Origin of the sequence: Mesorhizobium australicum, assembly GCF_900177325.1 — a bacterium.
GTDB classification, from domain to species: domain Bacteria; phylum Pseudomonadota; class Alphaproteobacteria; order Rhizobiales; family Rhizobiaceae; genus Mesorhizobium_A; species Mesorhizobium_A australicum_A.
Window position 1 is genome coordinate 180,597 of sequence record NZ_FXBL01000003.1, and the last position, 20,726, is coordinate 201,322.

At 59.1% G+C, this 20,726-nt stretch carries 20 protein-coding genes and 2 pseudogenes; 4 read left to right on the top strand and 18 right to left on the bottom strand.

Features of this window, described 5'->3' with window-relative positions; all coding sequences use genetic code 11:
* Positions 1-45: 45 nt before the first annotated feature.
* The 4 genes from tnpA to B9Z03_RS02035 are packed head-to-tail and all read left to right on the top strand — an operon-like array spanning position 46 to position 2,818.
* The gene (tnpA, locus tag B9Z03_RS30560; protein WP_432416975.1) at positions 46-474 is read left to right on the top strand and encodes an IS66-like element accessory protein TnpA; all 429 of its coding nucleotides are present in this window, start codon (positions 46-48) and stop codon (positions 472-474) included.
* A complete protein-coding gene (gene tnpB, locus B9Z03_RS02025; RefSeq protein ID WP_085462499.1) occupies positions 471-821 on the top strand; it encodes an IS66 family insertion sequence element accessory protein TnpB in 351 nt (116 codons plus the stop codon). The genes tnpA and tnpB overlap by 4 nt, the downstream gene beginning before the upstream one ends.
* A gap of 60 nt (positions 822-881) precedes the next feature.
* Positions 882-2,519 (top strand): IS66 family transposase, encoded by a 1,638-nt coding sequence (gene tnpC / locus B9Z03_RS02030; RefSeq protein WP_085462498.1) that lies wholly within the window; start codon positions 882-884, stop codon positions 2,517-2,519.
* Positions 2,519-2,818 (top strand): hypothetical protein, encoded by a 300-nt coding sequence (locus tag B9Z03_RS02035; RefSeq protein ID WP_056242805.1) that lies wholly within the window; start codon positions 2,519-2,521, stop codon positions 2,816-2,818. Before tnpC ends, B9Z03_RS02035 begins: the two co-directional genes overlap by 1 nt.
* 424 nt (positions 2,819-3,242) lie before the next feature.
* Here the strand turns inward: B9Z03_RS02035 and B9Z03_RS02040 are convergent, their stop codons facing one another.
* From B9Z03_RS02040 to B9Z03_RS02120, 18 genes and pseudogenes are all read right to left on the bottom strand, one after another.
* Positions 3,243-4,109, bottom strand: a complete 867-nt coding sequence (locus B9Z03_RS02040; protein WP_085462651.1) for a nitrilase family protein — start codon at positions 4,107-4,109, stop codon at positions 3,243-3,245.
* A 139-nt stretch (positions 4,110-4,248) separates the two neighbouring features.
* Positions 4,249-5,024, bottom strand: a pseudogene (locus tag B9Z03_RS02045) (HupE/UreJ family protein).
* Complete coding sequence (locus tag B9Z03_RS02050; RefSeq protein ID WP_085462652.1) at positions 4,999-6,558, bottom strand: ABC transporter substrate-binding protein; 1,560 nt, start codon at positions 6,556-6,558, stop codon at positions 4,999-5,001. The pseudogene B9Z03_RS02045 and the gene B9Z03_RS02050 overlap by 26 nt, the downstream one beginning before the upstream one ends.
* Positions 6,555-7,172, bottom strand: coding sequence for an ANTAR domain-containing response regulator (locus B9Z03_RS02055; RefSeq protein ID WP_176247399.1), 618 nt, complete (start codon positions 7,170-7,172; stop codon positions 6,555-6,557). Before B9Z03_RS02055 ends, B9Z03_RS02050 begins: the two co-directional genes overlap by 4 nt.
* Positions 7,162-8,358 (bottom strand): transporter substrate-binding domain-containing protein, encoded by a 1,197-nt coding sequence (locus B9Z03_RS02060; protein WP_085462654.1) that lies wholly within the window; start codon positions 8,356-8,358, stop codon positions 7,162-7,164. Before B9Z03_RS02060 ends, B9Z03_RS02055 begins: the two co-directional genes overlap by 11 nt.
* 14 nt (positions 8,359-8,372) lie before the next feature.
* Entirely contained in the window at positions 8,373-9,080 is a 708-nt protein-coding gene (locus B9Z03_RS02065) for an urease accessory protein UreF (RefSeq protein WP_085462655.1), read from the bottom strand.
* Positions 9,073-9,567 carry an urease accessory protein UreE gene (locus B9Z03_RS02070; protein WP_085462656.1) on the bottom strand — a complete coding sequence of 165 codons (495 nt, stop codon included), beginning with the start codon at positions 9,565-9,567 and terminating at the stop codon, positions 9,073-9,075. Before B9Z03_RS02070 ends, B9Z03_RS02065 begins: the two co-directional genes overlap by 8 nt.
* Before the next feature lie 5 nt (positions 9,568-9,572).
* The gene (locus tag B9Z03_RS02075) at positions 9,573-10,316 is read right to left on the bottom strand and encodes an urease accessory protein UreD (protein ID WP_176247400.1); all 744 of its coding nucleotides are present in this window, start codon (positions 10,314-10,316) and stop codon (positions 9,573-9,575) included.
* Positions 10,317-10,412: 96 nt separating this feature from the next.
* Positions 10,413-11,033, bottom strand: coding sequence for an urease accessory protein UreG (ureG, locus tag B9Z03_RS02080; protein WP_085462658.1), 621 nt, complete (start codon positions 11,031-11,033; stop codon positions 10,413-10,415).
* 20 nt (positions 11,034-11,053) lie between these two features.
* Positions 11,054-11,443 (bottom strand): nitrilase-related carbon-nitrogen hydrolase, encoded by a 390-nt coding sequence (locus B9Z03_RS29245; protein WP_139832128.1) that lies wholly within the window; start codon positions 11,441-11,443, stop codon positions 11,054-11,056.
* A 9-nt stretch (positions 11,444-11,452) separates the two neighbouring features.
* Positions 11,453-13,021 carry an ABC transporter substrate-binding protein gene (locus tag B9Z03_RS02085; RefSeq protein ID WP_085462659.1) on the bottom strand — a complete coding sequence of 523 codons (1,569 nt, stop codon included), beginning with the start codon at positions 13,019-13,021 and terminating at the stop codon, positions 11,453-11,455.
* A 328-nt stretch (positions 13,022-13,349) separates the two neighbouring features.
* A pseudogene (locus tag B9Z03_RS30140) lies at positions 13,350-13,517 on the bottom strand (GTP-binding protein); the annotation flags it as partial.
* 9 nt (positions 13,518-13,526) lie between these two features.
* Positions 13,527-15,242, bottom strand: a complete 1,716-nt coding sequence (gene ureC / locus B9Z03_RS02095) for an urease subunit alpha (protein ID WP_085462661.1) — start codon at positions 15,240-15,242, stop codon at positions 13,527-13,529.
* Positions 15,235-15,936, bottom strand: a complete 702-nt coding sequence (locus B9Z03_RS02100) for an urease subunit beta (protein WP_085462662.1) — start codon at positions 15,934-15,936, stop codon at positions 15,235-15,237. Before B9Z03_RS02100 ends, ureC begins: the two co-directional genes overlap by 8 nt.
* Before the next feature lie 38 nt (positions 15,937-15,974).
* Positions 15,975-16,682, bottom strand: coding sequence for an ABC transporter ATP-binding protein (locus B9Z03_RS02105; protein ID WP_085462663.1), 708 nt, complete (start codon positions 16,680-16,682; stop codon positions 15,975-15,977).
* 14 nt (positions 16,683-16,696) lie between these two features.
* Positions 16,697-18,451, bottom strand: coding sequence for a branched-chain amino acid ABC transporter ATP-binding protein/permease (locus B9Z03_RS02110; RefSeq protein WP_244561626.1), 1,755 nt, complete (start codon positions 18,449-18,451; stop codon positions 16,697-16,699).
* A gap of 64 nt (positions 18,452-18,515) precedes the next feature.
* Positions 18,516-19,352: a branched-chain amino acid ABC transporter permease gene (locus B9Z03_RS02115; protein WP_085462665.1), complete on the bottom strand. Its 837-nt coding sequence runs from the start codon at positions 19,350-19,352 to the stop codon at positions 18,516-18,518.
* 159 nt (positions 19,353-19,511) lie between these two features.
* Positions 19,512-20,672 carry a substrate-binding protein gene (locus tag B9Z03_RS02120; protein WP_432416979.1) on the bottom strand — a complete coding sequence of 387 codons (1,161 nt, stop codon included), beginning with the start codon at positions 20,670-20,672 and terminating at the stop codon, positions 19,512-19,514.
* Positions 20,673-20,726: the final 54 nt, after the last annotated feature.

A 20,726-nucleotide genomic window follows, 5' to 3' on the forward strand; every position in this document is an offset into this window, starting at 1 on the left:
AAAGCGGTACCCCTGCGCCGAAAGCCGTCTGCCATGATTTGATGATTGGCTTTAAGTGCATGCCTTATGTCATGCGCTACAGTCGTTTCACAAATTGAGGTTCTGGCTGCCGGTGACCTGGGCCGTCGGCGGGTCTGGACGGATGAAGAGAAGATCCGCATCGTCGAGGAGAGCTTGCAGGGCTATCGGCAGGGTTCGGCGACGGCTCGGCGCTACGGGTTATCGCGCTCGCTGCTTACGATCTGGCGTCGGGAGTACCGGAGCGGCGTTCTTGGCCGTGCGGCTTACCATGGCTTCGTGCCGCTGGCGATTTCGCCGCCGGAAGCCGAGCCTCGTGAGGTGGTGTCGCAGCCTCGGACTGATGATGACGTGCGGATCGAGATCGGTCTACCGAATGGCCGCCGCCTGACGATCCCGGCCTCGCTCGATCCGAACATCCTGGTCCGTCTGTTGCCGGTTCTGGACGCGTCATGATCGCATTTCCGGCCGGGGTGAAGGTCTGGATCGCGGGTGGCGTGACGGACATGCGTTGCGGCATGAACAGCCTGGCGCTGAAGGTGCAGGAAGGGCTCGGGCGCGATCCTCATGGCGGCGAACTCTTTTGTTTCCGGGGACGCAAGGGCGATCTGATCAAGGTCCTGTGGCATGACGGGGTTGGCATGTCGCTCTATATGAAGCGCCTGGAGGCCGGAAAGTTCATCTGGCCAATCAGCCATATCGGCTCTGCCGTTCCTGTTTCGTCAGCGCAATTGGGCTATCTTCTCGAAGGGATCGACTGGCGTAATCCGCGCTGGACGCAGCGACCTTCGAAGGCAGGTTGATCGTCCATATTTATCTGTTTTTGTTAGGTTTTCGGCGGCTATCATGGTAACCTTTCCACCATGGATGAAGCCGCTTCGGAGATTGCCAGATTACGCGAAGCGCTTGCGGCATCGGAGGCTCGCGCCGTCTTGGCCGAGACCGAACTTGCGCAGGTCCGCGCCGTCGTCTCAAGCTCCGAGGCGATGATCAGGCACCTCAAGCTCGAGATCGCCAAATTGCGACGCGAGCAGTATGGCCAGAGTTCGGAACGCCGTGCCCGGCTGATCGACCAGATGGAGTTGCAGCTCGAAGAACTCGAGGCCGACGCAACCGAAGACGAGATAGCGGCAGAACGCGCCGCGGCGAAGAACACGAATGTTTCCGCCTTCGAACGTCGTCGTCCGGTGCGCAAACCATTTCCGGAACACTTACCGCGCGAGCGTCTGGTTATCGAGGCTCCCTCGACCTGCACCTGCTGCGGTTCGCCCCGAATCTTGAAGATGGGCGAAGACATAACCGAGACGCTGGAGATGATCCCTCGCCAGTGGAAGGTAATCCAGACGGTGCGCGAGAAGTTCACCTGCCGGGATTGCGAGAAGATTAGCCAGCCACCGGCGCCCTTCCATGCCACACCGCGCGGATGGGCGGGACCGAACCTGCTGGCGACGATCCTCTTCGAGAAGTTCGGCCAGCATCAGCCCCTGAACCGCCAGGCCGAGCGTTATGCCAGGGAAGGCGTCGATCTCAGCCTCTCCACGCTGGCCGATCAGGTCGGCGCTTGCGCCACCGCCCTGCAGCCGGTCCATGATCTGATCCGGGCACATGTTCTCGCCGCCGAGAGGTTGCATGGGGATGACACCACCGTGCCGCTTCTGGCTCGGGGAGCAACGAGGCAGGCCCGGCTCTGGACCTACGTCCGCGATGACCGCCCCTTCGCGGGCGGCGCTCCTCCCGCGGCACTTTTCTACTTCTCTTCCGATCGTGAGAAGACCCATCCCAACCGGCATCTCGCTGGATGGAGCGGCACACTGCAGGCTGACGCCTACGGTGGCTACAACGACCTCTATCGTGCAGGCCGCAGCCCCGCGCCGGTGCTCAGCGCCCTGTGCTGGAGCCATGCGCGGCGCAAGTTCTTCGAACTGGCAGACATTGCCGGCAATGTGCGCAAAGGCAAACCCGGTCACGAGATCTCGCCTGTCGCGTTTCAGGCCGTGGCTCTTATCGACGCCCTGTTCGACATCGAGCGTGGGATAAACGGTATGCCTGCCGAGAAGCGGCTTGCTGCCCGACAGCAGCATGCCCGCCCTCTCGTCGAGGAATTGCACGACTGGCTCAAGGCCCAGCGCGCGCAAATGTCCAGGCACAATCCCGTTGCCAAGGCGATCAACTACATGTTCGAGAAGGAGGGACGCTGGGAGGCCTTCACCCGTTTCCTCGAAGACGGCAGGCTTTGTCTTACGAACAACGCCGCCGAACGCGCTCTGCGCGGTATCGCTCTCGGCAGAAAGGCATGGCTCTTCGCCGGTTCCCAGCGCGGAGGCGAGCGCGCCGCTTTCATGTATTCCCTGATCGTTACGGCAAAGATGAACAATATCGACCCGCAGGCCTGGCTGGCGGACGTGCTCGCCAGGATGCCCAGCTTCCCCGTATCCAGAGTACCTGAACTGCTGCCGTGGAACTGGTCTCCCGCCGGAGACGCCCGGCAAGAGGCCGCCTGATGGCACGCCCAACCCGTGTCTACACCATCGAATACGTCGCCACGCTGATAGGCGAGAACCTCGAACTCCTCCAGGAAATCACCGGCAATTCGGAGAACATCGACTACGGCGAGATGATCCATGTCCACGACGGAAGCGAAGAGGGCATCACTACCTTCACCGACCGAGGCATCGAAAGCCTGAAGGAGTTCCTCGCAGACGTACGGACCTGGGACGGCGGTGTGCGACAGTTCCTCGCGGATTCCCAATGCGATCCGGGAATGATCAAGCGCGTCATGGCAGACAAACCAAATTCCTGATCTCTCGCGGTCTTGGCCGGATGGATACGGAAAGCGAGGAACGCCCGCGCTTTATATTGCGCTTCCCGACCGTCGAAGCCCGAGCCGCATGCTAAACCATAGACCTATATGGCGCTGCTTCACCGGACCAGTCCTCGGCCACGCACACGTCAGCGACACCTACTGGTATCTGCAGGCAACGCGAGATCCTGATGGTGCAGATCGCGGCGGCCGGGGAGCCTTTGCACCAAGGAGCCGTCACATGACCGCGCTGGCTCCTCATCTCTCAGCGTTCTTACGGAAGCACCTACCGCACGAGCGGCGGGCGAGCCAACACACCTGTGAGGCTTAGGGAAGATGCCTTCCGGATCGGCGCCCGACAGCGTGAACTCGTGTTGTCCAACGTCCGTAGTCCCAGCGCGACGGTTAGTGCAGTGTCAAACGCTCAATACCAGTCGGGCGTGTGGCGACTGCCGAGCATTTCACCGTAGGTATCGATACGACGATCGCGGAGCACTTGATTGAAAGCGTTGCGCCGGGCGTCTGCGAGATTGACTGTGGCGATAAGCACTTCCTCTTTATCCTGACTCGCCGGACCGGCGACCGGCCAACCGCTGTGGCCGGCGATCAGGCTCTGGCCAATGAACGGCTGACCGCGTTCGGTGCCGATACGATCTGCGGCTGCAACGAATACCGAATTGCTGTGCGCAGCTGCCATCACAAGGATGTTGGCCATGGCTTGGCTCTTCGGATCCTGCCCCGGGATCGGCACCCAGTTGGTCGGTACGCAAATTATTTCCGCGCCTTGCAACGCAGAAAGCCTGAAACATTCAGGGAACCAACAGTCATAACAGATGTGACAACTGATGCGCCCGAGGGGTGTATCGAACACCGGGAAACCAAGGTTACCTGGCGAGAAGTATAACACTTCGTCCCCCCATAGATGCATCTTGCGGTAGCGCCCAATCACACCATCGGGTCCGAGGATTACCGCCGAGTTGTAAAGCTTCTCACCATCGCGTTCGACGATGCCGGCTACTAGGTGCATACCCAGCCGATTGGCGGCACGACACCATGCCTCGGTCGACGATCCTGCCGGAATCAGTTCCGCCAGCGATCGCGCCTCAGCACGCGTCTGAAAGACATAGCCGGTATTGCACAGCTCCGGCAATACCATAAGATTTGCCCCCTTCGCAGCAGCCTTTTCCATTAGCGTAATGCTGCGCGTCACATTCGTCTCGATCGCACCGAAGCTCGGTTCCATCTGGCCGACGGCGACGGTGACCTCGGCTTCTTTGTTCCGTTTCGACATTAGCTCACCAAAATGGCTTTTCCAAAACGCTACTCAGTCTGCAGACGCAGCGAAACTGGATGGGTGCCACCCGTTCGCATAGTCATTCATCCGGGGCACCCGATCCAGTCCGGAAATTTTGCGCCCGGCAAGTCGCCGACTAGATACTACCTGTGACGATTGCGACACCCGCAACCGCGGCAAGGCCCCCTGCTACACGGACTAAGGTTTCTCCGCGGGATCCGACTTTGCTGGCGGCGATCAGGCCAAGCGCCAGGCCGCAGGCATGCAGCAGCGCCGTCGCAATGATGAAGCCGGCGCCGTAGGCAAGGCCAGCGACGGTTTCTGGCATCTCGGCGCCATGGGCGTAGCCGTGGAAGAGGGCAAAGATGCCGACCAGCGCCATGGCTACGGCAATCACGATCCTGAAGCCAAGCGCGACTGCGGCGCCGAGCACAACGATCGACAGGCCGATGCCAAGCTCGACGAAGGGCACAGGGATGCCAGCGAAACCGATGGCGCCGCCGATGGCCATGACCGAAACGAACGCAGCCGGCACCAGCGACAGCGGCATCCGCCCAACTGGGCAGCGAGCAGGCCGACCATGACCATGGCGAGCACGTGGTCGACGCCGCCGATCGGATGCCAGAAGCCGTGTGCGACTCCGCCGATGTCGCCGACCCCGACATGGGGGCTGGCAATCATCGAGCTGGCAGCAAGCATGGCCATTGCGGCCAATGCGGTAATCGGAGTTCTTTCCATCTTCAGTCTCCTTGCATTCGGGTTGTTGCCGGTAATATGACTGTTGCCTCTTACTTTCGGCGTGGTGTCGGCAGCACCCCGAAGGCCGCCTCCACGGAGAGCGCAAAGGCGTTCGAGTTCGCGCTGTTGTGGGATCAAACTGATTCGATCAAAGGTTTGAATCCGTCCATACATTCTTGAACGAATGCCAATTCTGCCTTGGATTGCTAAAACCTTTAACCCGGGGGTGATAGCAGACAGAGCCACGTCGCAAAGTCAGCATTGGCAGGACCGGCAGATCGTCCATGATCAATGCGTGGGCCTCTCGATACAGCTGGCTTCGTTGATCGCCACTCTGGGCTTGCCGAGCTTTGTCTAGCAAGCGATCTACGGCGGAATTGGAGTAATATCCTGCATTGAACCCAAACGGCGAAGTGTTCCGGGAATGCAGCACCTGCTCCAGCCAGACATCGCAGGACATGCCCCAGCTCATCTGCGAGACGCCTGCGCCATCCGGCAACCCGGATCGCCATTCGTTGCAGTAGAAAACCCAGTCTTCTGTCCGCACAATCTCTGCACCGAATCCAATCGCCTCAAGATTCCTCGCCAGATGCTCGCAAATACGGACGGGCATGAGCTGGCCGGATCCTGCGTTGGCCGTCACGATGCGCAATCGCCAGCCTGGGGGGACGCCTGCTTCCGCCAACAGCTGCCGGGCACGCTCGGGATCGTATCGGTAGGGAAAATTGTACCCCCCATCGAAGGCCGGTGAAGCGGGCGGCAGCATGCCGGACGCGACGGCCGTGTGTCCGCGGAAAATGTCGTGGCTCAGCCTGTCCCGGTCGACCGCATGCGCTATGGCGTGACGCACTCGAACGTCGCTGAGGACCGGATCGCGCATGTTGAAAATGAAATACCAGACATAGGGTACCTGGCCTTCGAGGACGACAAATCCACGCCGTTCTAATTTGTCGAGATCGCTCCCCTCTAGGCCGTAGGCCAGATCGGCATCACCATTGAGCAATGCGTTGTACCGATCTTCAAGGTTTGGATACGGCTTGAACTCAATACCTTTGAGCTTGGGCAAACCACCCCAGTAATCCTCATTCCGCCGCAGCCGAACGCCACTGCCGAAAGGTGTTGAAAAGCGATTGTCAAAACGAAAGGGGCCGGTGCCCGGCGCATGGTCGGCAATGCCTGAGTTGCCAAGCTTTTTTAGAGCCTCTGGACTGATGAAGACATGCGCACCCGGTGCGTCCTCCTGTGTCATGTAGCGGAGGAACTCCGGAAATGGCTCCTTTAGCGTGAGTAGGATCGAAAATGGCCCCAAGACTTCCACGGACTTCAATGCTTCAAGTCCAATCCGGTTGTAATCCGCCGCCACTGGCGAATATTGAGGCGCCTCAGGATTCCACATGCGGTCAATGTTGAACCGCACGGCCTCCGCATCAAGCCGGGTGCCATCGTGGAACCGAACATGCTCCCGCAGACGAAACAAATATTGCAGTCCGTTGCTGGAAACCTCGACTGAAGTGGCAAGCGCTGGGATAAGCCGCGTCGGACTGGCTACTTCATCCTCCAGATCGTCCTCGTACAGGCTCTCGAACATCTGCTGGACAACTCTGCCTGTATTCCAACCGCCAAACGATGCGGGCGGATCGATCGCGTCCACCTCCCAGTCAAGGGCGACGCGAAGAACAGAGTCAGGGGCGCTTTCCGGTGCCGTCATGATATCTCCTTCGGGTTTATATCAGAAATCGGATCCCGCAACCCGGCCGCAGCCAGAACTTGGTCGGCGATGTGGGTCATCGATGCGTGTCCTTCCAGGGACCAGCGCCGGATGAGTTGATACGCTTGCTCTTCGCTGATCGATCGCTCGGCGGCGAGGTGCCGGACCGCATTATTCACCACGCGACGCGATCGCAGGGTTTCTTCCAGCTTCGCGATCTTGCTGTTCTGCCGGCGTTCAAATCGGTATCGCGAACTTGCAACCGTCAACGTCGACAAAATCCCAAAGGGGTGGATGGGCTTGCCGATGATGGCTTGCACGTCCGCTTCAAGGAGTTCGCGGACGACCGTGGGGCTCTCATACTCGACGATGCCTATAAGGGCGCCATCGCGATCCCGTTTCAGGTCGCTCACATTGAGGGAAGAGTGCCCGCCGAAGGTGCAGAAGACGACATCGGCATCAGCCGGCCAACGATCGGGTACCGGCCACAGGGTGTCGACTTGGCATCCGATCCGCTTCAAGTGCCGAACAAGTTCATCACAGACCGAATCCGGCGGATGGATCACACATGCTCGAAGGTTCCGCAATTCACGAATCAACGCCTCACCGGACATTGTCGATTTCCTCGTATCCGTGATCCCGGTCGATGCGGCCGAGGCCCACATAGTTCACAAGGTACGGGTCCGGTTTCATCGCCCTCTTGAACTCCGCGACGACCCCGAATTGCCGCCCCGCCTCCGTCATGCCGATTCTAGGCCAGAGGTAGGTATGGCTGTTGTCCGGATCGACCATGACCACGCCCTGGGGAGCCGAGATCTCGAGGCCGAGCACCTCCGTGCGAAGCCGTTCCGGATCCAGCGTTCCCGCACGTTCCAAGGCTCGCGCAAAGAGCAGCACGGTAAAATATGCAGCCTCCGCACAGGCATCGGCCGGGCGCTTGGCTCCGAAACGTTGGTGATAATTGGCAACGAAGCTGCTGTTTCGCGGCGATTGCACCGTTTCGAAATAGGGCGCCGAGACAATGTGGCCCGGCCGCGGCTCGAACCACATTTCCTGAAGATGCGCCTCGTTGGTCGTAAGGGAGGCGATCGGCATAACGGCCGGATCGAGATTCTCGGCCGCGTAGGCATCGTAAAGTGCCGCTATTCCCGGCCCCACCACCGTCGAGAAGATGACATCGGCGCCGAGCGATCGCGCTTCCTTGACCACAGCCACAAAGGCATCCCTCTGAGCGCCGAACGGCAGATAGTATTCGCCGACGATGCTGCCTCCGATTTCGGACAGGAGGTCGCGCATGATCCTGTTGGATTCACGCGGGAAGAGATAGTCCGTGCCGACGCACATCAGCTTCCGTCCGTAGCGCGGGAACAGATATTCGGCGAGCGGCAGGTGCAGCTGGTTTGGGGCAGGGCCGGTGTAGATGACGTTGGACGAATATTCGAATCCCTCGTAACCGATCGAATACCAAAGCAAGCCTCCGCGGCGCTCGACTGCCGGAACCACAGCCTTTCGGCTGTAGGACGCCGAGCAGCCGAATATGTTGGTCACGCCGCGGTCCATGAGGAGCGAACTGGCGAGTTGGGTATAGCGCTGCGGATCGGAAGCCGGATCCAGGATCAAGGGAGAAATCGGCTTTCCAAGCACGCCGCCTGCGGCGTTTATCTCCGAAACGGCGAGCAATGTTCCCTGCAATTGCGAAGTCTCGGCAATCGCTGTGATCCCGCTTCTCGAGTACAGGACACCCACCGGCCATGTACCCTCCGAACGATAGGACTCCTGCAGTTCGCCAATGCCGGACATCTCGTGCCTTCCTGCTAGGTTGCAAACAGGCGCAGTGGATTACGCTGAAGCTGCAGCATCGCAATATCCAGTTCGAGCGTGGTCGAACTCATGTCGTCGAGAGCCAGGAGCAGGGCCTTTTCTGCAGCCTCAACAATGGTTGGGACACATTGATAGAGATGAACCTGGGCTTCAGCCGATCCCATCCGGCCGAGCCGCACGGCTGCCGAAAGGAGGCCGCTTGCCGTGCCGCGCAACTCCGCTAGGAGCGTGTTCTCAATGCCAATTCCCCTGGAGGCCGACACGGCTGCTGCGACGACGGCGAGGTTGCCGGTCTCACGCAGCTGCACTTCGCGGCAGAATGGATCGAGCACTTCGTGCGGCCAGACCTGAAGGGCGAGTTTTGCCAGCTGGCGACCGCACGAGGTCGATGCGTTCCGGGCCGGAACCGACAGCTTTGTGGCCAGAAGACGCTCGTCGACATCGTGCAATTGGTCGAGATCGGCCACCGAAAACATCCGATGCGCATGAGCGGCTGCAACGGCGTCGCAGCGGCCCGAGCCGTGGAGCAGCACCGCTTTGACGACTTCCACGATTTGAGCCGAGTTCTTTGGAAGCTCCTCCAGAATTCCTTCCAATCCGCTGGAGTGGACATAACGCCCGATCGGCAGCGAACTGTCGGCCAACTGAAGGGCCGTCAGGAAACTCGTGTCTATCGCGGTTCCTACCCACATTTCATTCATGGGCGTGCCCCGTCATCAAAAGGGGACGAGAGGCTCCCAGCCGGACGTAGTCGAAACGCAGGGATAGTTCGCCGAGCTTGAGATCTCGAACCGTCTTCGTCATGAGGTCCACACTCGACAGCATCGGCACGCGGATGGAGCACCCGTCCGCCTCAACCGGTACGTGCTGGTTGCCGAATGCGTGGCCGATAAGCGCGGCCTGCCGAACGATATCCGGAACCGAGCTGGTCTGGCTGAGGTCAACGATGAGGGCGAGCTCCTCGGGCCTGCACACGACCACCGTGTGATCCTCGTTGTCAAATAGGACTGCACCGTGAAAAAGGTACTGGCTGTGCTGCATCGATACCGCGAAATCGAGCCCGCCCTTCGTGTGCCGCCGAAGCCGCCGCTTGCCGGCCTCCGCCCAAGGCACATCGATGAAATCTAATGTACCGGCGCAGCCTTGGACTGCGTCCAAGGCGCCAACTATTCCGTTCGAGATAAGCATGGGACCTATTTCCTCTTAGATGGCGCTGGCGCCCCGATCATCTGCATCCGAATCCTTGACCAAGCGTCTTCCATGAGACGCGTGATTGTTGAGGACGACCGGGCGAGGACACGGACGATGATCCCTACCGCTCCGGGCAGGGCGCCTACGCCCAATCGAAAATCCTCGCCCGTCATGTCCAGGGACGAAGCGGCATCGTAAACGCCCTTTGCGTTGCCACCTGGAATGAGCGCCAGCAGGTTTCCCGAGTAGAGAAAGGAGCCGAGGACGCCTCTTATATTGATCGGCGTCGTCGTCGGTTCCAAGACTATGCGGTCCGTGAAAAGCGTGCTTCCGTCGAGCCTAATCTGCGTTTCCAGTTTGAGGCGGCTGAACGCGAAAATCTCGCCACGGGCCAAACGTCCCGGCGCGATGATTTCGCTCGCAATGAGCATGGATCCGCGATCGAGATTGATCGTAGTCTCCTGGTTGTAGGAGGATTGCGCCTGCGGTATGAGCTGGTCCGGCAGGTACTCAATGTACGACCCCTGCTTTGCCTCCAGCTGCACCTTCTGAAACGCTGATCCGTCGAGCATCCGGTGCAGCTTGGTCGCGGACGTGCTCGTGACATGAAGTTTTGCGCCGTTCCGCGCAGCAATCCGCAGTTCCAGCTGGTCGCCGCTAAACACCGCGCCCGAGGGATTCTGGACATAAATGAAAGCCATGCCAGGCTGGCTCTCGTCCAGAAAAAGGGGTGTGGTGAAATGCAAGGGAAATCTCTGGGCCCGCCGCATGAGGTGTGTTTTCCCGAGGCAGTCGGCTGCAAATTCCAGGTCGAGTAGGCCGGACGAGCGTGTCATGCCCGATCAATGCACCGCACAGCCGAACAGGGCCTCCCTTTTGATGATGTCAAAGACCTCCCATGCACCTTCCGGCGAACGCAAATTCGTGTAGATGGTCGCCTTTTGAGGGCGGTTGACCTGAACGTCGTGACGGATGCGATTCAGGTCGGCGCCTACATGCGGAGCGAGGTCTACCTTGTTTACGATAAGGAGATCGGCCTGGAGCATTCCAAGCCCCCGCTTGCGCGGGATGTCGTCGCCTGCGGCGCAGTCGATCACGAAGATCCAATAGTCCACGAGTTCCGAAGAAAATGTCGCGGCCAGATTGTCTCCGCCGCTCTCGATCAGGATCAAATCGAGCGAGTTGTCGCGTTCCAATGCATCGGCGGCCTGAATGTTGACTGAAGGGTCCTCGCGGATCGCGGTATGAGGGCACGCGCCGGTTTCAACGCCGATGACCAGCGTTTCTTCGATGAGGCCGCTTGCCTTGACCCGCATCGCGTCCTCCAGAGTCACAAGATCGTTGGTGATGACCGCAGGCTTCAGTCCCGCCTCATGGATGAGGGGCAGGAGACACTCGATTAGCCTCGTCTTCCCGGAGCCCACCGGACCACCGATGCCGATGCGAACGGCTTTTGCGGACATGACACTCTCCTATTTCAACGTTAAAGGGCGCCAAGCGGCACCTTGCTGGCCGGAAGCGACGTGCAGTGCTCACCGATCCGGCCGAGCGGTGCATCGGCAAAACCAAGGTTACTTGGCGGTAACCCATAGATGGATTCTTGCGGTAGCACGCAATCATCGTATCCGAGGACTACCGCCGAGTTGAGAAGCTTTTCACCGTCGCATTCGACGATGCCGTTCACTAGTTGCATACCCAGCCGGTTGGCGGCACGACACCATGCCTCGGTCGACGGTCTTGCCGAAATCAGTTCCGCCAGCAATCGCGCCTCAGCACGTGTCTGACAGAAATAGCGAGTATCACACAGCTCCCACAATACCATAAGATTGGCAGCAACCTTTTCCATAAACGTAATGCTGCGCGTTACATTCATCTCGTGGGATCAAACTGGTTCGATCAAAATGTCTGAATCCGTCCATACATTTTTGAACGAATGCCAATTCTGCCTTGGGTTACGAAACCCCTTTACTCGAGGGTGATAACAAACGTTACCACGTAGCAAATTCAACATTGGCAGTACCGGCAGATCTTCCATGATCTTTGCATTGGCCTGTCGATATAGCTGGCCTCGTTGATCATCGTTCTGGGTTCGTCGGGCTTTGTCCAGCAAATCATCTGCGACCAGATTGGAGTAATATCCTGCATTGAATCCAAACGGCGAACTGTTCCTGGAATGAAGTACCTGCTCCAGCCAGACGTCGCAGGACATACCCCAGCTCATCTGCGAGACACCGGCGCCATCCGGCAAACCGGATCGCCATTCGTTGCAATAAGAAATCCAGTCTTCTGTCCACACAAACTCTGCACCACACCCAATCTCCGCAAGACTCTTCGCCAGATACTCGCAAATCTGAACGGAATGCCCGGACCCAGCTTTTGCCGACATGATGCGCAATCGCCAGCCCGAGGGGACGCTAGCTTCCGTCAGTAGCTGCCGGGCACGCTTCGGATCGTATTCATAAGGAAAATTGTAGTCCGCATCGAAGGCTGGCGAAGCGGGCGGCAGCATGCCGGGAGCGGCGGCGGTGTGTCCGCTGAAGAAGTCATTGCTTAGCTTCTCCCGATCGATTGCGTGGGCGATGGCGTGACGCACGCGGACGTCGCTCAGGACGGGATCGCGCATATTGAAAATGAAGTACCAGATATAGGGTACCTGGCCTTCTAGGACGACGAAGCCGCGCCGCACCAACTCGTCGAGATTGCTCCCCTCGAGGCCGTAAGCCACGTCGGCTTCGCCGTCGAGCAAGGCCCTATAGCGGTCTTCAAGTCTCGGATACGGCCTGAACTCGATCGCGTTGAGCTTAGATCTCCCTCCCCAGTAGTCCTCGTTCCTGCTCAGCCGAACGCCGCTGCCGAAGGGCGTTGAAAAGCGACTGTCGAACCGAAACGGACCGGTTCCTGGGGCAAGGTCCGCAATTCCCGAATTACCGTGCTGTTTCAGTGCCTGCGGGCTGATGAAGACATGAGCGCCCGGGGCGTCCTCCTGCGTCATGTAGCGGAGGAATTCAGGGAAGGGCTCCTTCAGGGTAAGCAGGATCGTGAGCGGCCCCAAAACCTCAACGGATTTCAGCGCTTCGAGACCGATCCGGTTGTAGTCCGCTGCCACAGGCGAATACTGCGGCGCCTCAAGGTTCCACATGCGTTCTATGTTGAACCGCACAGCCTCCGCATCGAACCGGCTTCCATCGTGGAAACGCACACCCTCCCGCAAGCGGAATAGATATTCCAGCCCGTCGCCGGAGATCTCGACCGAAGTGGCAAGAGCGGGGATAAGCCGCGTCGGACTGGCTGCCTCATCCTCCAGATCGTCTTCGTATAGGCTCTCAAATACCTGCTGAACAACCCTCCCCGTATTCCAACCGCCAAAAGAGGCGGGCGGATCGATCGCGTCCACCTCCCAGTCGAGAGCGACTCGAAGAACAGAGTCGCGGGCGTTTCTAGATGCCGTCATGGTGCTTCCTTCGAATCGATATTGAAATTCGGATCGCTCTACTCCGACCCGCAGGCCAGAACCTGATCGGCGACCTTGGTCATCGACGTGCGTCCCTCCAGAGACCAGCGCCGGATGCACTGATACGCATGCTCTTCCTGATCGATCGCTCCGCAGCGAGATGCCGGACCGCATTATTCACGACGCGCCGCGACCGCAGGGTCTCTTCCAACTTGGCGATCTTGCTGTTCTGTCGGCGTTCGAACCGGTAGCGCGAACTTGCAACCGTCGAGGCCGAGCACCTCCGCGCGAAGCCGTTCCGACGCGGATGACCAGTGTCTCTTCGAGAGCCGCTCGCATTGAGCCGCATGGCATGCTCCAGTGTCACAAGGTCGTTGGTGATGGCCGCGAGCTTCAGTCCCGCACTATGCATCAGGGGCAGTAGACGCTCGAATAGCTTGGTCTTCCGGCAGCCTACCGGACCACCGATGCCGATGCGAACGGCCTTTGCGGACATGAATCTCTCCTATTTCAACGTATAAAGGACGCCAAGCGGCACCTTGCCGGCCGGAAGGGACGTGCAGTGCTCACCGTCGACTTCGACTCTGTAGGTTTCCGGATCTACCGTTACTTTCGGGGCCTTGTCATTCCAGAGCATGTCTCTCTTCGAGAGCTTTCGGGTTCCGGACACCGGCAGGCAACGTGCGCGCAGCTCCAGCTTTCCGGCCACATCGCGGTCTATAGCTCGCTGAGACATGAAACGAACCGAAAGCGACTGCGCAGCGCGCCCGAACCAGCCCCATTGCGGACGGTAACGCAACGGCTCGCAGCAATTCAGGGAGGCGTTCGCCTCACCCATGACCGCCATCACCGGAAAGCCCGACTTGAAGACAGCCTCCGGTTTGACGCCGAACAGCCCCGGCTTCCAGAACACGAGATCGGCCAACTTGCCCGGTTCGAGCGAGCCGACATATTTCTCCACACCGAACATGCGCGCGGGGTTGATGGTGTATTTGGCGATGAACCGTTTGATGCGGGTGTTGTCGTTGCCGCGGCCGCTGTCCTCGGGGAGAGCGCCCCGCTGCGCCTTCATGCGGGATGCGGTCTGCCAGGTACGGGCGATGGTTTCTGCGATCCGTCCCATTCCCTGGGAGTCCGACCCTATGGCGCTGATGGCGCCGATATCGTGCAGCACACCTTCGGCCGCGATGGTTTCGTGGCGGATCCGAGATTCGGCAAAGGCGACATCCTCCGGCAATCTCGGATTGAGGTGATGGCTAACCATCGCCATGTCGAAATGCTCGTCGAATGTATTGACCGTGTAGGGGTTGGTCGGGTTGGTCGACGAAGGCAGGACGTTCTCGAAGCCGCACACCTTAATGATGTCGGGGGCATGGCCCCCGCCGGCACCTTCCACGTGGTAGGCGTGAATGGTACGGCCGTCGATTGCCTTCAAGGTGCGCTCGAGGAACCCAAACTCGTTCAGCGTGTCGGTGTGCAACTGAATTTGCACGTCCGCCTCGTCAGCAGCCACCAGTGCTGAATGGATCGCGGCGGTTGTGGCGCCCCAATCCTCGTGAATTTTCAGCCCTGCGGCGCCTGCCTCGAGCTGCTCGATCAGGGGCTTTTGGCTGTCTGAGGCCGCCTTTCCGAAGAAGCCGAAATTAAGCGGGAACGCCTCGGCTGCCTGGAGCATATATCCGAGGTTCACAGTGCCGGTGGAGGCGATCGGAACAGTGGTAGCGCCCAGTCCGCCGCCGAACAGGGTGGTGATGCCGCTGGCCAGCGCCTCTTCGCACTGACCCGGATCTATGAAATGGACGTGGCAGTCAACGCCGCCGGCCGTGACTATCAGCCCCTCCGCCGCGCGAACGTCCGTGTTGGTACCGACGATCAGTTTCGGGTCCACCCCGTCCATTATCCGGGGGTCACCCGCCTTGCCGATGCCGGCGATCAGGCCGTCTTTGATCCCTATATCGGCCTTGATGATGCCGAGGACCGGATCGATGATCGTGGCATTCGTTATCACCAGATCGAGTGCACCGTCTGCCGCAGTGATGTGGCCATGACAGCCGGTGCCCACTCTCAGGGTTTTTCCAGCCCCGAAGACGAGTTCGTCGCCCGGAACCAGGAGATCCCGCTCGACTTCCGCCCAGAGATCCGTGTCCCCAAGACGGACCCGGTCTCCCGTCGTCGGCCCGTACAGCTCGACATATTGGCGGCGCGACAGCATCTTAGCCATGGTCGGCTCCCCTGAACCCTTCGGCTGCTGCGCGTGCAACCGCCCTGCGCTTCACCTCCGGGTTGTCCAAGTCACCATTGGTCAGGTTGTTAAGCCCTTCGACGCGCCGCTCGCCGCCGATTGCGACAAGGTCGACGGTCTTCTCGTCCCCCGGCTCGAACCGGACCGTCGTTCCCGCCGGAATGTCGAGACGGAAGCCAAAGGCTGCGGCCCGGTCAAACTCCAGTTCGGGGTTTACTTCGAAGAAGTGGAAATGGGAGCCGATCTGAATGGGGCGGTCGCCAAAGTTGCGAACAACTACCCGCGTCGTCGCACGACCGACATTGATCTCTATTCCTTCCTTCGCCAGGCGATAGCCGCCTGGTTTGTCCTCCTCTTCGGTATTCTGCGGCAGGCCGAGGGGGTCGTGGACACAAACGAGCTTCTGACCGTCCGGAAACATCGGCTCGACCATCAGCATTTCCAACAGCGGCACGACGCCGGGTTGGACTTCCTCAGGCTGCAGTATAGTGCGGCCAAAGGCCATCAATTCCGAGACCGAACTCCCTCGTCTGGCCTTTTCGTGGATTGCATCGGCGATTACCGCTCTGGCCTCCGGTAAATTCAGCGGTATGCCGTCGGCCAGGCGGCGCCGAGCCATCTGCGCCGCCGCGAAAATCAGAAGTCTGTCGCTTTCCCTGTTGGTCAGATACACGAGATGCCCTCGCCCTTTTTCTAGTCGTTTTCGGATGATCAGAGGCTTATGTGAGCCGTGATCTTTTCGTGCGTATCCGCGTCCCGTGTGTTTCCGGATCCCGATATTTCGCCCTTATCCAGGAGGACATATCTATCGGAAACGGCGCGGGTGAACGGAATGTTCTGTTCAACCAGCAGAACGCCGAGGCCCGAGCGATCCCTCTCCGTCTTGATGATGTTCACTAGGTTGGAGATGATCGAAGGCTGCATGCCTTCGGTTATCTCGTCGATCAGCAGCACCTTGGCTCCGACGGAGAGGCCGCGTGCCATCAGGAGCATCTTCTGCTCGCCGCCACTGAGCGTGCCGGCTTTTTGCTGCAACCGCTGGAGGAGAAACGGGAAGCAACGGCCGATCGTCGCCTTTGCCTCGTTCCAGCCTGCCGAGCCACGCAACGCCAAGCGAATGTTTTCCTCGACCGTAAGGTCCTGAAATAACGCTTTTTCCTGCGGCACATAAGCCACGCCAAGCCGGGCAATCTGATGGGGCCGGGATTCGCTGATAGCATTCTGCGCCATCGACACGGAGCCTGAAAACTTCGGCAAATACCCCATGATCGACTTGAGAAGTGTACTCTTGCCCATGCCGTTCTTGCCGACCACGGCGACGATTTCGCCGCGGGCAATCGTCAAGTCCAGGTTCCGTACTACGGTCGCCTGTCCATATCCGCTGCTGAGACCATTCACAGCGAGCATTGCTTCCGTCATGATTCCATCTCTCCTCAGTGCCCCGACCCGGCATAGACCGACTTGACGAGCTCGGAATTCACGACCTCATCGACCGAGCCGTTAAGAACAATCCGACCTTGATGCAGAACGATCACCCGCGAAGAAATCTCGCGGACAAACTCCAGGTCGTGCTCCACGAGCAGAATGCAGAGTTGCTCCGCTTTGGCGAGTTCCGTCAGGATCGTTCCGATCAGCGTGCGCTCGGCTTTGGTGAGACCAGCCGTGGGCTCATCCAGGAGGACGACTTTGGGCTCGAGAGCCAACACCATTGCCAATTCGAGCGCCTGCTTCTTTCCGTGCGACAGCACTTGCGCAGGCACGTTCAGATCGCTGTGAAGACCCGTGGCCCTGACGACGCGCATGGCAGAGGGCGGCAGACTGCAAACACCGGATTTTTGCCATTTCGACAAAGGATCCAGGCGCGCCCGGGCAATCTGGAGGCACTCGCCGACCGTCAAAGTGTCAAAAACGTTGGCCGTCTGGAACTTGCGGCCGACTCCGAGACGCACGCACTCTTCAGGCGGACGATGACCGATATCCTGGCCAGCGACCGAAATCGTGCCGCCGCTGCGCTTCGAGCCGTCGGCGATGCAGGTCATCAGGGTCGTCTTGCCGGCGCCGTTGGGCCCCACGAGACTGACGATCTCGCCATAGGTAGCTTCGAAATCGATGCCGGACAGAACCTCCAGGCTGCCGAATCGCTTCTCGACCCCGCTCACCGCAAGCGCCGGTCCGCTGGACCCAGCCGCAATGTGGTTATGTTCGCTCCTGCTCGCTTTGCGCAGCTGGAGCTGAGAGTATGGATGCGGCTGGGCTTTGCCGGTGCGACCACGGAACCAGTTTGCGGCCTGAGAAATTAACGGCAGGATACCGCGCGGCAAGGCTACGATAACGGAAACAAAGACTATTCCGATGACAAGCTTCCACACGAAGGGAAAATCGCCCTGCAACTGCGCACTGGCATAGTCAATGATGATCGTTCCGATCACCGGGCCAAACAGCGTGCCGCGCCCGCCCAATGCTACCCAGATCAGAAGCTCCGTTCCGAACGTGAAGCCGGCGATTTCAGGAGCAACGACCATCGTGTAGTTGGCGTACATCCAGCCGGCGATCGCGCCAATTGCGGCACAGATCAGAAAAATCACCTTTTTGATGTTCGAGGTGTTCAAGCCAAGATACTTGCACCGCTGCTCGTTCTCGCGGATCGCGATCAGAAGCCGTCCCGCGTCGCTGCGTGTGTACATCCAAGCCGCTGCCGTCAGGACTACCAGCCAGACGCCGACCACCCAGAACCACCCTTCGGAGCTCAGGGGAATAGTGTCGAAGCCAGTCAGGCCGCTGCTGGAGCCGGTGTAGGTTCCGCCGGAAAACAGAAGCTGGGTGACAATGATCGGCAGGACGAGGGTGATCACCGACGCATACAGCGCCGACGCGCCATGCCAGAAGGCCAGGAATGCCACCAAGCCGGCGAGAGCGACCGCGACCGCGATACCAATCAGGAGGGCGGCGAAGGCAAATTCAGCCGAAAAGCCGCCGTAGGTGAAAACCAATGCCGTCGCGTAGGCGCCGGCCGCAAAGAATGCCGACTGACCGAAGGTCAGAACTCCGAGGTAGCCCCAGAGGATGTCGACCGACAGTGCGATCGTCGCATAAATCATCGATCTCACGAGGACGTTCACGGAATAGGCGTCCATAAAAAATGGCGCGGCGCCGACGCCGATCAGAACGATCGAAGCGACGATCACCATCCTTGTCAGCGGGGGAACCTGGGGTCGTGGAACGGAAGTGCTTCCCAATTCCTTAACGTTCGCATCACTCATAAGAAAACCCCTGCGGACGGATACGGAGGACGACAGCAGCCAGGGCGGCGATCGTCATGCCGCCGAGGACCGGCCCGAAATAATTGCTCACGAGGACTTGGGCGCCGCCCAGCACAATGCTCGCGACAGCCAGGCTATAGAGCGAGGAACCCGATACGAGCACGAGCATGAAGGCGCTGATCAGCCAGGCGACGCCCATGTTCGGATCGACGCTGGATAGGGGCGTTATCAGAGCTCCCGCCACCGCCGCCAACCCGGAGCCGAGGGTGAACGTGACGGAGCGGACAAGTCCGCTGTTGATACCGAGCCCGCGTGCGAGGTCCTCGTTCATGATAACCGCGCGTGTGGATAGGCCTAGCGAGGTACCCCGGAGCGCCAGCGTCAAGCCGACCCCGAGCAGCAGCGCAAGGGCGATCAGGATCAGCCTATAGGTCGAATACGGCTCCCCAAGGATGCTGATTACGCCCCTGATCGGAGGTTCGGCGAAATGAACGCCCCGATCAAAAACCAACGTGATGATCTGCCCGATGATGATACTCAGGCCCCAAGTCGCCAGAATTGCATCGAGGGGACGATTGTAGAGCGAGCGTACGACGACACGCTCCATGCCGAGACCGACGATACCACCGAAGATCGCAGCCAAGGGTATACCGACCCAGGGACTTACCCCCATCGCGGTGGCCATGACCGCAGCATAACCGCCGAGCGTCATCAATGCGCCATGCGCGAAGTTGATCAGTTTCATAACGCCGAATACAAGAAGCAATCCCAAAGACACGATGTATAAGATTGCTGCAGTTGTTATGATATCAAGTAGTACCGGAACCATCTAAGTCTCCGACTCCTCTGTGGCGTGCTGTATTGATCTCTTGCGTGATCGATGACGAAAAGGCGGTTTCGTACATGACCGCGTCTGGCGGATCAACACAGCATCGCCACTATTGGTTGGTCAGCAGAGGCAGGCGGCGGAAAGCGCCGCCTGTTCTGATCACAGATTGGGGCACTGCTCGCCCGGGTCCACGTTGGGCTGGGACTTGATGATCGTGGTGTCGCCCTGAGCATTGACCTGCGCGAGATACATCGTCAGCGGAGCATGACGTTGCTTCGACATTTGTATGGGGCCTCTAGGACCATCAAAACTTACTTCGCTCAGAGCCTTTACGACGGCGTCCGTGTCCACTGTGCCGGCTTTTGCTACAGCTAGAGCATAGAGATGAACGGCGTCATAATTCGGGACCGAGAGTTCACTTGACGTTTTTGTCTCTGCGCCGAATTTATCATTTAACGCTTTTAAGAACTGCGCATTTTTCTCAGAATTGATGCCTGTGTAGTACGTGCCGCCGAGATAAATTCCTTCCCCATCCGACCCTAGGGTCTTTGCAGTACCTTCATCCAGTGCGTAGCTGCCATAGTTGGCGGTGATGCCGGCCGCCCGTAACTGCTTTGTGAACGTCACATTTGGCGCGCCTGCCGCAGTGGAAGTTATGATGACATCTGGATTGGCCTCGCGGATCTTGCTAACGGTCGCCGTCCAATCACTGGCGTCGATCGGATTATATTCTTCTCCGACGACCATCCCACCTTTCTCTGTGACATAATTGTTGGTATCGCCAAGAAGACCTCGGCCGAAGGCATAGTCGTTTCCAACTAGGAAGAATGTCTTCGCGCCTAGATCCTTCATGAAGTAGTCAACCATGAGGGACACCACTTGCTGTGGCACCCAGGCGTTGATGTGCTGATACTTGTTACAGGAACCTCCTTCATAGAAGGAAGTATAAATGTACGGGATCTTTCCCCTAGTGATGATCGGCAGGCCAGCGTTTCTGGCCGCGCTCGGCTCCGATGAAATTATAACGTCGACTTTTTTTTGATACACGAGAGAGTCGTACGCCTTTTGAGCTCCTGCAGCACTGGATGCACTGTCAGCAAGTTCAATAACAAGCTTTCTGCCCAACACCCCCCCTGCGTCGTTGATTTCAGAGACTGCAAGCTCCGTCGCCTGAATAACCGCGGGAGCCGTGATGCTGTTTGCACCGCTCAATCCGATTGGAATGCCCAACACGATCGGCTCGTCTTGCGCAACTGCGCTCCCGGTCAATAGGGCAGTTACGGCAAGCAACACGGAAATCTTCTGCATAGATGGTTTCATTTGCGTTCCCCTTGTGATTTTTTTGCCCGCTCAAAGCGCCAGCTGACACCGTTT